Here is a 15,363-nt window from a genome sequence, read left to right as displayed (position 1 = left end):
GCGCCCGCGTGGTCAGAGCGTGTGGCGCCGGTCACCTCGCATGAAGCCCTGCAGCGGCGCAGGCAATCCCCGGCTCAGTGCCAGCACCTTGAACAACTCCCCCATCTCGGCCTCGCCCAGCAGCTTCTGCACCGGGCCGATGGCTTGTGCATAGAGCGCAGTTTCGCGAGGATTGAGTTCGGACAGCAGTTCGGGCAGACCCGCATTCATCAGGAAACGTCCCTGCGAGGTATAGCCGGACACATCCAGTCCGGCATGGAGGGCGGCATCGGCCATGGCGGTGAAATCCACATGCGCCGTGATGTCCTGCAACCCTGGCAGCGGCAATGGATCGGGATGGGCGTGATGCCGATAATGGCACATGAGGGTGCCACTGGCGCGCTGTGGATGATAATACTCGTGCTGAGGGAAGCCGTAGTCGATCAATAGCGCTGCGCCACGCTGCAGCCAGCGTCCCATCTGGCCGATCCAGGCTTCGGCCTGCAGGTTGATCTCGGTGCGGTAGCCGGGATAGGGCAGCAGCCGTTGTTCGATGATTGCTGCCAGCGTTGCCTGCGCCGGTCTGGCTTGCCAGATGAAGGCTTCTGCTTCGTCAAGAGCAATCCCGTATTCGACGGGTTGTACCGGTGTGGACAGATCTTCGCCGTCGGCGGCCCAGCCGACGATCTTGACCGGCATGGCATCCAGGACTTCATTGGCCAGCACGCAGCCGTTGAAGGCGTCGGGCAGTGCGTCCAGCCATTGCACCTGATCCTGCCAGGGGGCCAGCCGTGCCTGTTGGCGCTGGCGCAGGTCGGCCGAGATTTCCAGTATCGAATAGCGTACCGACATGCCCAGGTGATGCAGTTCGGTCAGGACGTCTTCGGCCAGCCGGCCTGTGCCAGCACCGAACTCGAGTATATGCAGACTGTCGCAAGCTGCCAGGATGCGGGCGGCTTCGCGTGCCAGCGTCCGGCCAAAGAACGGGCTCAACTCAGGGGCGGTGATGAAGTCACCTGCCGTAATCTGCGGGCTGGAAGATCCCGGCGAAAGCTTGGCGCTGCCAGCTGCGTAGTAGCCCAGTCCGGGCGCATACAGAGCCTGTTCCATCCATTGATCAAAGGGTAGCCAGCCATCGTTGTGCCGAATCTGCGCGCGCAGGTGGGCAGACAGGCGTTCGCTGTGAGCCAGCGCATCGGGATCGGCAGCGGGCAGGGATGGATGTGGAGCGGAGTGCGGCGAAGAACGGTGCATGAAGTGCCTGGCGGTTGTCTGGCCGGGCGCCGTTGCGCCCCTGGATGTCGGGTGTCATTGTAGACCGAGACAAAAAAATGCCGGCCCCTGGTGTGGGACCGGCATGGTGTCAGGCGATGGCTGCATTGCCACCCGAAAGGGGGTGTTGCCCCCTGTTGCGGGCTGGATGCTTAGTGTGCCGGACGCGGGCTGCGGCTGCCTTCGCGGCGCACTGCCGGCTTGCTTGCGCGACGATCCGGTGCCTGGCCATCGGCGCGGCGGGGAGCACCGGGCTTGCCTGGACGTGAAAACCCACCGGGACGATCTCCCTGGCGAGCGGCAGGCTTGTCGCCGTAGCGATTGTCACGGTCATGGCCGGGCTTGCTGTGTCGGGGTGCGCTGTCGCCCAGTTCTGCTGCATCAGGAAGGCGCGGACCGCCGCGGGGGGAGTCGCCGAAAGGCCGGCTCGACGGCGCGCGGTCACTGAAGCTGCGCTCGCCATAGGGCTTGCCGGGGCGACCCTGGCCAGGACGGCCGCCGGGGCGCGGCTTGCCGCTGCGCGGGCCGGATGGGCGTGCGGCTGCACGCGGCTCCAGGCCTTCAATGGTCTGCGGAGGAATCGGCCGGCCGATGTACTGTTCGATGCGGCGTACCTTGTGACGCTCTGCATGAATGGCCAGCGTGAAGGCCAGGCCATCACGACCGGCCCGGCCGGTACGGCCGATGCGGTGTACGTAGTCCTCGGCCTGCATGGGCAGGTCATAGTTGATGGCGTGGCTGATGCCTTGCACGTCGATGCCGCGGGCCGCCACATCGGTGGCGACCAGGATACGGAGCTGGCCACGTTGCAACTGGGTCAGCGTGCGGGTGCGCTGGCGCTGGTTCATGTCGCCGTGCAGGGCTGCTGCTGCAAAGCCCTGTTCGGCCAGCTTGTCGGCCAGATCGTCGGCACCGCGCTTGGTGGCGGTAAAGACAATGGCCTGGCTCATGTCGACGTCGCGCAGCAGGTGATCCAGCAGGCGCATCTTGTGGCTGTGGTCATCGGCGAACAGCACGCTCTGGGTGATGTTGGTGTGTTGCTGGCGCTGGTTGGAGATATCGATGCGTTGCGGATCGCGCATCATCTTCTGGGCCAGGCGCGCCACGGTGCCGTCCAGCGTGGCCGAGAACAGCAGTGTCTGGCGTGCGGCGGGCGTACGCTCGACGATGCTTTCGATGTCTTCGATGAAGCCCATGTCGAGCATGCGGTCGGCTTCGTCCAGCACCAGGGTGTGTACCGACGACAGGTCGACGCGGCGCGATTGCAGGTGGTCGATCAGGCGGCCGGGCGTGGCAACCAGCACGTCCACGCGCTTGGACAGGGCACGCAGTTGCGCGCCATAGGGCATGCCGCCGACGGCGGTCGTGCAGCGCAGGCCGGGCAGATTCTTGCCGTAGTTCTGGGTAGCAGCGTGAACCTGCAGTGCCAGTTCGCGGGTGGGGGTCAGCACCAGCACTTGCACGCCCTTGCCGCCATTGGCGGGCTTCTGGGAGATGCGCTGCAGTGCGGGCAGCATGAAGGCGGCGGTCTTGCCGCTGCCGGTTTGGGACGAGACCATCAGGTCATGACCTTCGAGCGCGGGCGGAATCGATGCCTGCTGCACGGAGGTAGGGGTAGTGAAACCAGCTTCACGCAATGCGGAAAGCAATACAGGGGCCAGCCCCAGGTCTTCAAAAGACATGGTGTTCCTTTTATCACACGGGTTATCGATCATCGTGCCGACCGGATCAACCGTGTGCGCCCGCACAGTGCAGCAGGCGTCAGGAAAAAGGTCAGGGAGCGATGGGGGCAGCAGGGTGCTGCGCATTTACCGAAAGAGTGATGCTGCGAATTTGCCGGCTTGGCAACCAGTGCAGTATCTTGCTCTATCCTGTTGAACAATGTGATGTTTGTTCAGGCAATCCGGGATTCTACCATGTCGCTATCAAAATTGTCGATTCATGGTGGTTTTCTACTGATGCGGCCCTGATTGTCGTGTCCACGCATCACTGCCCTTCCTTGCTGGGGGCAGTGATGCGGGATATTTGGCTGGCCGAGTGGTCAGGCGTCGCCCCAGACCTCGCGGGCCACCTTGACGACCAGTTCGAGCTTCCTGCGCTGGTCTGCGACGGCGATATCGTTGCCGTGCACGGTGCTGCTGAAGCCGCATTGCGGCGACAGGGCCAGTTGCTCCAGCGGTGCATATTGCGCCGCTTCGTCGATGCGGCGCTTGATGGCGTCGGCCGATTCCAGTGTGCCGAATTTGGATGTGATCAGGCCCAGGACCGCGACCTTGCCCTTGGGCAGGAAACGCAGCGGACGGAAATCACCCGAGCGGTCATCGTCGTATTCGAGGAAATAGGCATCCAGGTCCATTTCGGCCAGCAGGGCTTCGGCAACGGGCTCGTAGTTGCCGGACGCTGCGTGCGTGCTGCGGAAGTTGCCGCGGCACAGATGCATGCCCAGGGTCATGCCGGCCGGCTTGAGTGCCACGACCTTGTTGATAAAGTGGGCGTAGCGGTGTGGCAGCTCATTGGGATCGTCGCCGCGCTGGCGGGCCGCCTCGCGCATTTTTTCGTCGCACAGGTAGGCCAGGTTGGTGTCGTCGAGCTGCACGTAGGTGCAACCGGCAGCCGCCAGGCTGGCCAGTTCTGCTGCATAGGCCTGGGCGACGTCGTCGTAGAAGGCCGGATCGAGTTCGGGATAGTGCGTGGCACTGATGCCGGCGCGTCCGCCTCGGAAATGCAGCATGGTGGGCGACGGGATGGTGACCTTGGCGACGCTGCCCTGGCCGGGCTTGATGACACTCTGCAGGAAATCGAAGTCGGCGCGCTGGATGTCGCGCACATGGCGCACCTTGTCGACCACGCGCATCACCGGCGGAGCCAGTTCCTGGCTACCATCGGGACGGATGATGGTGACAGGCTCGGCGCTCTCGACACCACCCAGCTGGCGCAGGAAATCGACGTGGAAGTAGGTGCGGCGGAATTCTCCGTCGGTGATGCTCTTGAGCCCCAGGTCTTCCTGGAAGGCGACGATTTCGGCGATGGCCCGGTCTTCGACACTGCGCAGCGCGGCGGCATCGATCTCATGGCGTGCAAAGCGCTCGCGGGCTTCGAGCAGGTAGGCAGGACGCAGGAAACTGCCGACATGTTCGGCGCGGAAGGGGGGATTGTGTGGGGTGGTCAAGCGGGACTCCGGGTGCTGCCGAGGTCTATTCCGGACGGAAAAGACGGGCTGGCAGAAAAGTTGCGAACGGCTCATTATAATGCCGCCTCAATCAGCATGAATATAGGCAGTTTTGACGTATGTCTATGATTGAAAATGATATTTCATTGAGTTTATTTCATATTAAATATGAATTTTCCTCATGGTTAATGAGTTTTTCTTCGCTTCACCCCTCCAGGGTGTTCTTTTTTGATTGGTCGGCGCGGCTTCTTGTTCAGCGTCGTACATGGCAGATCTTTCCGGGTTATGGATATCAGACAGACAGTGCAGCAAGGTGCCATGAGCCCGTTCCAGATCATGGCGGTCTCGATTTGCGTCATGATCAGCATGATCGATGGTTTCGACGTGCTGTCGGTCGCCTTTGTCGGCCCGACGATTTCGCATGAGTGGGGGCTGGCACCGGCCCAGTTGGGTGTGCTTTTCAGTTCCGGCCTGGCCGGGATGGTGGTTGGCTCCCTGGTTATTTCACCGCTTGCCGATGTGTTCGGACGGCGCGTCATCATTCTGGTGTGTCTGGCGATCCTGGCCAGCGGCATGCTGGCCTCGGCCTGGGCACGCGGGCTGGAGGAACTGGCCTGGCTGCGGGTCTACACCGGGCTGGGCATGGGCGGCGTCCTGGCGGCGATCAATACGGTGGTGGCCGAGTTCTCGTCGCTGCGGCGGCGCAGCCTGGCGATCAGTTGCATGGCAGTCGGCTATCCGATCGGTGCGGTCCTGGGCGGGCTGATGTCGGTCTATCTGATCGAGCATATCGGCTGGCGCAGCGTGTTCGTGTCAGGGGGGGCGGCATCGTTGCTGATGCTGCCGCTGGTCTGGCGTTACATGCCGGAGTCGCTGGATTTCCTGCTGACCCGCCGGCCGCGCAATGCGCTGGTGCGGCTCAATGACGTGCTGGGACGGATGGGTCTGCCGGCGCAGGATGTGCTGCCGCCCGCGCCTGCGCGACAACGCCCTGCACGGCTGTGGGATGTGTTCGGCCCGAGCCTGTGGCGTCCGACATTGCTGATCTGTGGCAGCTATTTTGCCCTGATGGTGTCGTTCTATTTTCTGCTCAACTGGACGCCCAAGATCCTGGTCAGCCTGGGGCTGCCGGTGGGCGCAGGCATCTCGGGTGCCGTCATCATGAATCTGGGTGGGGTGGCGGGTGGCCTGTGGCTGGGCTGGCAGGCCAATCGGCGGGGGCTGGGCAGGCTGACGGCCGTCAGCCTGTTGGCGGGCTTTGTCTGCGTGGCAGGATTCGGCTGGATTGCCGGACCGCTGCCGCTCTTGCTGGCGCTGGCCGCCCTGATCGGTTTCTTTACCAATGGCAGCATTGTCGGCCTGTATGCGCTGGCTCCAGCCGTGTTTCCGCCCGAAGTGCGCACGACGGGCACCGGGCTGGCGCTGGGGATCGGCCGCCTGGGGGCCACGGCCGGGCCGTATCTGGCCGGCCTGATGATTGCCGCCGAGTGGACTCGGCCGGCTTACTATATGGCGCTGGGCGCGCCGCTGCTGCTGGCTGCGGCAGGGGCGTGGATGCTGCGCGGGCAGCGCTGATCAGGCTGGCGCGGTGGCCCGCTCCAGATCACCGAGCCATCGGATGGCGTATTCGCGATGCGGCCCACACATGTCGGTCGCAGGCTGGAGGCCGCCACAGAAGGCGGGCCGTTCTGGCTGACCGAAGATCAGGCAGCGATGGCTGGCGTCGAGCTGGATGCAGCGCACGCCAGCGGGCTTGCCGTCAGGCATGCCGGGGATCGGGCTGGTAATCGACGGGGCGATGCAGCACGCGCCGCAGTCATCGCGGCAGGACAGGGGCGCGGTCGCGTTCATGGGCTGACGGCCCGATGCGCTTTGCGCTTGTGGCGCAAGGCATCGGCGGGTGTCGGGGCGCGGGTTGCGCCAGGAACACCGGGAACAGTCATCTGGGGCGCTCAGGCCGCCGAGGCATCTGCCGTGGCGGCGATGTCTGCGTCGGTGGTTTCCTGGCCCAGGTGGCGGTTGACGGCGCTCAGTACGGCGTGGAACGATGCCGTCACGATATCGCGGTTCACGCCCACGCCGAAGCCGGTGGCCGATTCGCCCAGGCGCAGCTCGACATAGCTGGCGGCGCGTGTGTCGGCACCGGTGCCGATGGCATGTTCATGGTAGTCCATGATGCGGATGGGCAGGTTCAGGGCTGCGACGAAGGCCGAGATGGCACCGTCGCCTTCGCCGGTGACGGTGACCGGCTGGCCGTCGTGCTCGAGATCGACTTCAATGCGGAACTGGCGGCCTTCGCCCGCTTCCGGCGTGCCGGCGATGCGGTGGCGGATCAGCTTCCAGGGGGCATGCTGGCCCAGGTATTCGCTCTGGAATACATCGTAGACATTCTCGGCCGTGACTTCGCGGCCGGTTTCGTCGGACACCTTCTGGATGGCGCGGCTGAATTCGATCTGCAGGCGACGCGGCAGGACCAGGCCGTGCTCCTGTTCGAGCAGGTAGGACACGCCGCCCTTGCCCGACTGGCTGTTGACGCGGATCACGGCATCGTAGCTGCGGCCCAGGTCGGCAGGATCGATGGGCAGGTAGGGAACTTCCCAGACGCCGTCGGGATCCTGTTTGGCAAAGCCTTTCTTGATGGCGTCCTGGTGCGAACCGGAGAACGCGGTGAAGACCAGATCACCGGCATAGGGATGGCGCGGGTGTACCGGCAACTGGTTGCAGTACTCGGCGCAGCGGCGGACTTCGTCGATGTCGGAGAAGTCGAGGCCGGGATGGATGCCCTGGGTGTACAGGTTGAGCGCCAGTGTGACGAGGTCGACGTTGCCGGTGCGTTCACCGCTGCCGAACAGGCAGCCCTCGACACGGTCGGCTCCGGCCATCATGGCGAACTCGGCGGCTGCCACGGCGGTGCCCCGGTCGTTGTGGGGATGCACGCTGAGGATGACGCTGTCGCGGTTGTCGAGGTTGCGGTGCATCCACTCGATCTGGTCCGCATAGAGATTGGGCGTCGTGGCCTCGATGGTGGCCGGCAGGTTGTAGACAATCTTGTTGTCGGGCGTGGCTCCCCAGGTCTTGCCGACGGCGTTGCAGACCTCGAGTGCGAACTCGGGCTCGGCGGTGCTGAAGACTTCGGGCGAGTACTCATAGCGCCATTGGGTTTCGGGGTGGCGGCTGGTGTACTGCTTGACCCACTGCGTGCCCTGGACAGCAATCTGCCTGACTTCGTCCTTGCTCATGTTGAAGACGATGCGGCGGAAGGCGGGGGCCACGGCGTTGTACATGTGAACCATGGCCTGCCGGGCACCGGCGACGGACTCGACAGTGCGGGCGATCAGGTCTTCGCGGGCCTGGGTCAGGACAATGATGGTGACATCGTCGGGAATGCGCTTTTCATCGACCAGCCGACGCACGAAATCGAAGTCGGTCTGCGAGGCGGAGGGAAAGCCGACCTCGATTTCCTTGAAGCCGATCCGGATCAACTGGTCGAAGAAGCGCAGCTTGCGCTCGACGCTCATCGGTTCGATCAGCGCCTGGTTACCGTCGCGCAGGTCGGTGCTCATCCAGATGGGCGGATGGCTGATGCGGCGGCTGGGCCAGGTGCGTTCGGCGTAGTCCTGTGCGAACGGCTGGAAGGGGATGTACTTTTTCTCCGGATGGGCGAGCATGGGAACCTCAGTCAGATGGTAAGACCGGCAATGGCAGGGCGCGCATCACGTCTGGATGGGACGGCGCACGACCACCATGGCGGAGCCTGTGTGTGCAGGCGATAAAACGAAATCGGGGAATGAAAAGACGCGTGGCAAGACGGGGTGGCCGGACTGCCACAGGGCACTAGGCCCGGCCCCCGATCGCTAGGGATAGGGATAGCAGTTGTGCGGCGGTGGCACGCAAGCCAGCCCGTGCGGCTGCATGCGCACGGGTGTCGATGGAGAGGATCGCTGGCTTGTTCATAAGGCGATAGTCAACCACAAAGCAGGCTGTCAGGCAAGTTTTTTGTTGCCGGGTCGCCCCCCGGACAAAAAGCACCCCTTGGGGGCAGCGCCGGAGCGTAGCGACAAGCGTGGGGTATTTTTTGTCGTCGGTTGCCCCACTGCTTCCTGGGCGGCAAGTGTGGGGCTGTGCTGCTGTGGCTGGCTACATCATTTCCGGTTCGCGCGGTTGCCGCTGGCCGCGGTATCGGCATTCTGCTGGGCTTCCAGCGCTTCGATCTGGCGTTGCAGTGCCCGCAGTTGCTGGCGGGCTTCCTGTTGCTGGCTATTCAGACGATCTGCCTCCTGGCGAGCCTGGGCCTGCTGGGCGGCGATGCTGCGCTCCTGCAGGCGCTGCGTGGCCAGGTCATTCTGCAGATTGCTGAGTTCGGTGCTGCTGGCTGCCAGTTGCCGCTCGGTGTGGGCGTATTCGGCCTCGAAGCGGATGCGCTCGATGTCGGGCTGGGCCAGTTCGACGGTTTGCCGGCTGAAATTGCGGTAGGTGTTTTCGGCCTGTGCAAAATCATCGGTGCGGATCACGCGCCAGAAATTCTTCTGTTGGAACAGCGCAACGTAATAGCGCAGGTCGGCGGGCTGGAACAGCAGGCTGGCACCGAATTGGCCGTTGTAGGCCGTGCGCAATTCGTGCACCTGGCCGGCCTGGATGAGGCGTTGCAGTTCGTTGGCCAGGGTATGCTCGGCGGCCGGGGTGCGGATCTCAGGCTGGGCGAGGACCGGTGCTGCCGTATCCTGCTGCGCAACGACTTCGGTCGTGCTGCCGCCGGTATCAGGCGTAGCCGCGCTGTCGACCTGGCGTACTACAGGCGCATCAGCCGGGCGGCTGTCCTGTGCCTGGGCGCAGCCGCCCAGGGGAATGCTGATGATGGCCAGGGCGAGCAGCGCCGGGCGGATGCCGTGGTTTTTCATGCCGGAAATCCCGAGATATCGTGGTTGGAAACACCTGAAAGCAAGATGATACATAAATCACTCTGATTCAGCAGGGCTATCGACAGTCTCCCTGTCTTCGGTCTCTTTGTCTTCGATCATGAGCCGGCGCATTCTTTCCCACAGTGATTTGCGGCTGATGCCCAGTGTGTCGGCCGTGGCCTGGCGTCGCCAGCCGTGCTGCACCAGGGCTTGCAGGATGCGTTCACGTTCGATGACATCGGCTTCGCTCAGACCGGGCATGCTGGTCGAGGCAATCTGCGACAGGCGCAACGGCGTACGCGATGGCGCGGTTGCCTGCATGGCCTGTCGCAGTGCACGCTCCAGCCTGTCATCATCCCAGAGGCCGCACAGGCGACGCACCAGGGAAATGCGCTCGGCCAGATTGGCGAGTTGGCGCACGTTGCCAGGGAATGCCATGTTGGCGATACGCTCGGTCAGCCAGGCAGGCGGTTCGTCGGCGTTCTCCAGGATGTGGCGCACGAGGGTACGGAACAACAGTACCTTCTCGGCCGGCCCACGGGCATCAAGATCGGGGATGTCCAGTTCGATGACGGCCAGCCGGTAGTACAGGTCTTCCCGGAAGCGTCCGGTGGCGACCTGTGCAGGCAGGTCTACGTGGGTGGCCGATACCAGCCGGAAATCGACGATGATTTCCTGCGTGGCCCCCAGCCGCGTGACGGTATTCTGTTCCAGTACCCGCAACAGCTTGACCTGCTGGTGCAGGGGCAGGTCGCCGATCTCGTCGAGAAACAGGGTGCCGCCATGCGCCTGCTCGAAGTAGCCCTTGTGCGAGCCGGCTGCGCCGGTGAAGGCTCCCTTGGCATGACCGAAGAAATGGGCTTCGAAAAGCCCATCGGGGATGGCTCCGCAGTTGACGGCGATGAACGGCCCTGCTGCGCGATGCGAGGCGTCGTGCAGCAGCCGGGCGATGCGTTCCTTGCCGACGCCGGTGGCTCCGTGTACCAGCACGTTGTTGTCGCAGGCAGCGTACATCCTGGCTTCGTCGATCACGGATTGCATGATCGGAGAGCCGGTGACCAGTGGCAAGGGCCGTGCAGGTGCCGGCCGCAGGGTGGCCTGTGCGATACCGGCCAGACGAAACAGCAGGGCGCGCAGGTCTGTTGCATTGAACTGCAGGGGCAGTGTGTTGGAATAGGCCGGCGGAAAAAAACGGGGGTCCTGCGCCCGGTCGTGGGCCGCGACCCAGATCACGGGAATGGCCTGGGCGCGCAGCCAGTCCTGCCCCCGGAAACGGGGGTCTGTCATGACGGATGCAGAGACAATCGCGATGGCGGTGCGCCCGGTATCACGCGCAGGCAGCAGCTCGGGTTCGGCATCGGCGCGGATGAGGTTGATGTCGAAATCAGCCAGGCAGCGCATGACTCGGGCTGCCAGGTCGGAGCTTCCCTCCCATATGTAGAGATCGAAGTCCTGGTTGAGTGGCGTATCGTTCATGCCGGGCTTGTCCATTTTTTGTCAGTGCACGAGTTGCGCGCGCGGGCGACCGCATTCGAGCGAGATCAGTTCTGTCCGGACCTGACCGAGGTTGATGCCGAGGGTGTTCAGCAGGTTGGCCAGGGTCTGCCCCAGGGCATCCAGGGGCGCGCGCAGGATGTCGAGCACGATCTGCAGCAACAAGGGCACGCCGGTCTGGTTGTTTGTTTTCTGCAGTACGCTGTTGAGCTTGTCGACACAGCCGGATGCCGTGCCGGAATAAATCGGAAGGATGCCGCTGAGCGTGGTGCCAGCACATTTGTCTGTTGGAAGAAGGGCTCCTAGCAGGTCCCCCAACAGGTCGCCGACGAGGTTCAGTAGATCAAGCCTGAGCAGGTTATCGACGATATTGCCGATCAGCCCGTTCAGGCCGGTTTCGATCTTTTCCAGCGCCTTGGTTTCGACGATTTTCCGGCATTCGTATTCCTGGCGATTAAATGGGCGCGTAACTTTGTCATCGCCTGGGTTGCAGCCTTCTTCGGCCAAGGTTTCGTTCCATATCTGCTGTGCTCCAGGCCGGGTGCCGGAACCATTGGCCGGGGTTTTTCCTGCCAGGCTGGCCAGCAGTTCGTCCGTCAGGTTGGCCAGGGTCGTGCCGATGGCCAGTGCATTGCCGTTTGTCGGCACATCGGCGGTCTCGCCTGCTGCCAGGGTGACGGTCGAGACATCTTCCAGCGCGATGCCCGATATGGATGTGTTGAGTGACAGCAGGTTGTGGCCCAGCAGGCGCAGGCGCAGCAACTCCTTGCTATCCAGCGGAGTGCGACAACTGAAGCTGGTCGAGAAAACGTCGCTGGCGCTGATGTTGCCGATGCAGGCATTGGCCAGGCTGGCCTGGACGGTGATCCGGGCGAGCGCCTGGCCTTGCTCATCGTATTCTTCGCACAGGCTGTCGAGCGTACCGTGACCGGTGACGAGTTCCAGTCCGATCGGGATGTGTACGCCCAGGTCGAGCAGTCCTGCCGGGACCATGCCGCCGCCGGTTGTCGAGCAATTGCCGAGGCTGGCGCAGAGTTCGACGAAGGCGCGGATCTGGGCTCCATAGGCCGTCGTACCGGCTCCGCCTATACCGATGGAGGGAGGCTCGATGATACCGATCTTGACGGAACCACGCAGTACGCCCAGCAGGTTGAGTTCGGCAGGCACATCGATCGCCCTTTCTCGTGTCGCAAAGGCCAGCACGCTGTCGACGATGCTGCCCAGCGATATCCTGGTATTCAGGGCGGCATTCGGATCGTCTGCGTTGATGTGGGCGAACAGGCCGCGCGGGCCATTGGCGAGGCTGCCAAGCTGAATGACGGGGTCGGCGACGACCAGCGCATCGATCAGGTTTTCCAGCAGGGAGAGCTGGACTGTTGTCAGCTCGCTGCCGGGAGCTGGGTTCGAGCCTCCGTTGCGGGCGAGTTCCAGTGCGGCGCGCAGCAGTTCGGCACCGCCGACCCGCGCCACACTATCGAGTGCCAGCAGTTCGTTCAGGCTGGCGACGGTCAGGTCTGCGGGCAGGGCTATGCCCAGAGCCTGAAGCAGGCCTGCCGGTGTCAGCATGACGTTGGCCAGGCCGTTGCGATCGGCGACAGTGGTGCCTCGCAGGTCTGCGCCGATACTGGCCAGCAGGTTGGTGAGCAGGCCGTCGTCCAGGGCCAGCAACTGCGGGCTGACACTGAAGGCCGCCAGCGGTTCGCCAGGTTCGAGGCGGGCGATGGCTTTTGCCTGGAGGGCAGCAGTCTGCATCAGCGGTACGAAAGCAGGTATGTTGCTGCGCAGCGATACATAGACGGCCTGACCGGGGGCGTTGTCCGCCGGGCTGAAGTGCAGCGCTTGCTGGGCCGGTTCAACGGCCGTGCTGGGCGTGGTCGGATCCCATACGCCGCAGGCAATATCGGTTTCGACGTCACCGGCGTTCTGCAGGGCCGGTTGTGCCGCCAGGGTTGCCTGGGCGGTTTCGATCGCGGCAGCGCAATTGCCAGGCTGGGCCGGACGCAACATTTGTACGCCGCTCAGTGCGGCCATATCGGCTGCGTTCTGGAGTTCCCGCTTCATGTAGAACAGGTAGGCAAGGTGTGCCGTGCCGAGCAGGACCAGGCCCACCAGGATCGAGGCTGCAGCCGGCAGCAGGACTGAGCCGCGCTGGTATCCATGGTGTGCATTGCCCGTGCGGGCAGGCCGTGGCGAGATCCTCATGGCGCAGGGCTCAGTCTTTTTCGAGCCGCTCATCGAACCATTCCGGCAGTGGCTGGCGGAAACTGTCCAGATAGCGTTGCCAGCTCAGTTGTGCCGTGGCACCCAGAATGGGCAGGTGAGACCCTGGCCGGTCGGGGTTGGCCTGCGCCGCCAGCAGGCGTCGTGTCGTTTCTCCGATGGCAGGTGAACGCCCCGGTGTTGCCACCGTTGCGCTGGCCGAACCGGGTTGCGTAGTGTCTGCCGCCTGCCCTGGCGCGACGATTCTACGCACCACGGGACGCTCGGGCGCACTGGTGCCGGTAGTGGCCGAAGGCCCTGTGCTTTCTGGATTTTGATTGGAGGGCTGGGCGTATACCTGCTGTACGCCGGAAAGGCCGAGCCAGAGCGCTGCCAGCAGGGCGGCAGCCGGTAGTCTGTAAGGGGCGCAAGTCATGTCTGTTCTCCTGGGGCAAGGCGGTCAGGGGGAGGGGCGGGAGAAGCGTTCCAGCAGTGAACCCAGTGCCAGGCCCGTGTTTTGAGGCGGTGTGGACGGCTGGGCAGGCTCTCCAGATACAGTGTCTGGCAGGCTGGTATTGAGGGGGGCAGGCGCAGTTGCCGGTGTTACGGTGGCAATGGTGGCGGGACGATTCACCATGCGCTCCAGACGCGTTGCCGTGTCCTGGATATGCTGCCGCGTGTCTTCTGCCAGCCCGGCCTGGTCCATCAGTCTGCTGGCGGCTGCAGGATCGTTCTGCATGAGCAGCAATATGGCCATGTTGCTGAGGAATACGGGATTGTCCGGAGCCAGTTCGGCGGCTTGTCCCAAAGGCAGACGGGCACCGGCAGGATCTCCGGCAGCCAGTCTGGCATAGCCCAGGTCATTGAGCATTTCCGGATTGGCAGGCTCCATGCCGGTCGCCCGCTCCAGATGCTCGATGGCCTGGATCAGGTCACCATTGCCTGCCGCCAGCAAGCCCAGGCCATGCCAGCCCTGGGCGGCCAGCGGTGTGCGCAGCAAAGCCTGGTAGGCCTGCGTGCTGGGCGCGATCTGCCCGGTGCGGCGCAGCGATTCGGCTTCCAGTGCCGTCAGTTCCGGTGTGCGGCCGAACCGGGCCTGGTGCACATTGATATAGGCCAGTGCCGCAAAATAGCGCCCTTGCTGCTGGTTCTCCCGGATCAGGCGCACCAGCATGGCGGGCGTATCCTGGGCCTGCCGACGGGCTTCGTCGAATTCGTGCCGGCGCATCTGAGCCTGTTGTTCCTGCTGCTCCTGCATGAACTGCCAGGCACTCTCGGCCTGCGACATGCCGCAACCGGACAGGAATATGCCGATCAGGCATGAAAGCAGCAATGTGTGCGGCAAGCGGACTGTCATTCACTGACCTCCTGTGACACGGGCCAGCCCGCGGATGATGGCAATGAAGCCGGCACCACCCGTGACAATGATGAGTGCAGGCATGAGCGTCAGCACCATGACGGCCGTCATCTTGACGGTCTGGTGGCCTATTTTTTCCTTCAGGTCGAGCTTGCGCTGTTCACGCAGGCGGGCGCTGAATCGTGTCAGGGGCTCCTGGACGGCGCCGCCGTGCTGATCGACCTGTGCAATCAGGCGGCACAGGGCGGCCAGGTCGTCGTTGCCGAAGGCGCTGCCGAGTCGTTGCAGCGATTGCTCACGGGTACGGCCATGGCCGTACTGGTTCAGCGCCAGTTGCAGTTCTCGACTCAGTACCGGCATGGCGGGCGCAAAATCCTCGACGATGACATGCAGGCTCTGATCCATCGACAGACCGACGCCCTGCAGCAGCCGCAATCCGTCTATCAGCAGGGGGAGTTCCTGGGAGACGGCGGCACGCCGTTCCCGTACATGACGCAGCAGTAGCCATTTGGGCAGCATCCAGCCGAGGGCAAAGCAGGCGAACAGCAGGGCGGCCTGGCCCAGTATCGCACTGCCGATCAGGCTGACACGGCCCACCGCCAGCCAGGAAAACAGCGGCAGACCCAGTGTCAGCAGAGTCCGGCCGAACACGAACAGGGCCTTGGTGCGGGCAGGATGGTCGAAGCCTCCCTGTTCCAGCAATCGTCTGTCTTCGTGCGGCAGCAACAGGTCGCCAAAGCGGCTGCGTGCCCAGCGACCGCCCAGTGTCGTGACGGTTTCCATGAAATGGGCGAGGCGAGACTGTGGTGCGGTGCTGGCCGCTGCTGCCGGCCGTGCGTGCCGATGACTGTCCAGCGTGCGATCCATGACCCGCTCAAGCCGCCATTGCCGCCACTGTCTTTGCAGCAGCCCCAGTCCGGCCAGCAGCAGGGCAATGGCCAGGCAGGCGACAGCCAGCGCGGCGAGCATGGCGGGATGGTTCAGGAAGTCCATGT

The 15,363-nt window shown here is 63.9% G+C and carries 12 protein-coding genes; 1 reads left to right on the top strand and 11 read right to left on the bottom strand.

Annotated features, from left to right (window positions below; all coding sequences use genetic code 11):
* Positions 1-12: 12 nt before the first annotated feature.
* The 3 genes from ABN482_RS04190 to ABN482_RS04180 all read right to left on the bottom strand — a co-directional run bounded on the left by ABN482_RS04190 (position 13) and on the right by ABN482_RS04180 (position 4,420).
* Positions 13-1,233 (bottom strand): class I SAM-dependent methyltransferase, encoded by a 1,221-nt coding sequence (locus tag ABN482_RS04190; RefSeq protein WP_349502802.1) that lies wholly within the window; start codon positions 1,231-1,233, stop codon positions 13-15.
* Positions 1,234-1,403: 170 nt separating this feature from the next.
* Positions 1,404-2,933 (bottom strand): DEAD/DEAH box helicase, encoded by a 1,530-nt coding sequence (locus ABN482_RS04185; protein WP_349502801.1) that lies wholly within the window; start codon positions 2,931-2,933, stop codon positions 1,404-1,406.
* Between the two features lie 359 nt (positions 2,934-3,292).
* The gene (locus ABN482_RS04180; RefSeq protein ID WP_349502800.1) at positions 3,293-4,420 is read right to left on the bottom strand and encodes a 5-methyltetrahydropteroyltriglutamate--homocysteine S-methyltransferase; all 1,128 of its coding nucleotides are present in this window, start codon (positions 4,418-4,420) and stop codon (positions 3,293-3,295) included.
* Positions 4,421-4,738: 318 nt separating this feature from the next.
* Between ABN482_RS04180 and ABN482_RS04175 the strand changes: the two genes are divergently transcribed.
* Entirely contained in the window at positions 4,739-5,995 is a 1,257-nt protein-coding gene (locus ABN482_RS04175; protein WP_349502799.1) for an MFS transporter, read from the top strand.
* Here ABN482_RS04175 and ABN482_RS04170 read toward each other — a convergent pair whose 3' ends face one another.
* The 8 genes from ABN482_RS04170 to ABN482_RS04135 all read right to left on the bottom strand — a co-directional run bounded on the left by ABN482_RS04170 (position 5,996) and on the right by ABN482_RS04135 (position 15,361).
* A complete protein-coding gene (locus ABN482_RS04170) occupies positions 5,996-6,271 on the bottom strand; it encodes a YkgJ family cysteine cluster protein (RefSeq protein WP_349502798.1) in 276 nt (91 codons plus the stop codon).
* 101 nt (positions 6,272-6,372) lie between these two features.
* Positions 6,373-8,088: a 2-isopropylmalate synthase gene (gene leuA, locus ABN482_RS04165; protein ID WP_349502797.1), complete on the bottom strand. Its 1,716-nt coding sequence runs from the start codon at positions 8,086-8,088 to the stop codon at positions 6,373-6,375.
* A gap of 474 nt (positions 8,089-8,562) precedes the next feature.
* Positions 8,563-9,318, bottom strand: a complete 756-nt coding sequence (locus tag ABN482_RS04160) for a DUF2968 domain-containing protein (RefSeq protein ID WP_349502796.1) — start codon at positions 9,316-9,318, stop codon at positions 8,563-8,565.
* A 57-nt stretch (positions 9,319-9,375) separates the two neighbouring features.
* Positions 9,376-10,794 (bottom strand): sigma 54-interacting transcriptional regulator, encoded by a 1,419-nt coding sequence (locus ABN482_RS04155; protein ID WP_349502795.1) that lies wholly within the window; start codon positions 10,792-10,794, stop codon positions 9,376-9,378.
* Between the two features lie 21 nt (positions 10,795-10,815).
* Positions 10,816-13,047 carry a pilus assembly protein TadG-related protein gene (locus ABN482_RS04150; RefSeq protein WP_349502794.1) on the bottom strand — a complete coding sequence of 744 codons (2,232 nt, stop codon included), beginning with the start codon at positions 13,045-13,047 and terminating at the stop codon, positions 10,816-10,818.
* On the bottom strand, positions 13,025-13,447 hold the full coding sequence (locus ABN482_RS04145) for a DUF3613 domain-containing protein (protein ID WP_349502793.1): 423 nt from the start codon (positions 13,445-13,447) through the stop codon (positions 13,025-13,027). Before ABN482_RS04145 ends, ABN482_RS04150 begins: the two co-directional genes overlap by 23 nt.
* Positions 13,448-13,471: 24 nt before the next feature.
* Positions 13,472-14,368, bottom strand: a complete 897-nt coding sequence (locus tag ABN482_RS04140; RefSeq protein WP_349502792.1) for a tetratricopeptide repeat protein — start codon at positions 14,366-14,368, stop codon at positions 13,472-13,474.
* Positions 14,369-15,361, bottom strand: coding sequence for a type II secretion system F family protein (locus ABN482_RS04135; protein ID WP_349502791.1), 993 nt, complete (start codon positions 15,359-15,361; stop codon positions 14,369-14,371).
* Positions 15,362-15,363 lie beyond the last annotated feature (2 nt).

This window comes from Corticimicrobacter sp. (assembly GCF_040137905.1).
Lineage (GTDB): Bacteria > Pseudomonadota > Gammaproteobacteria > Burkholderiales > Burkholderiaceae_B > Corticimicrobacter.
The sequence above is the reverse complement of the archived record's forward strand: the minus strand, read 5'-3'. Positions and strand labels throughout refer to the sequence as shown.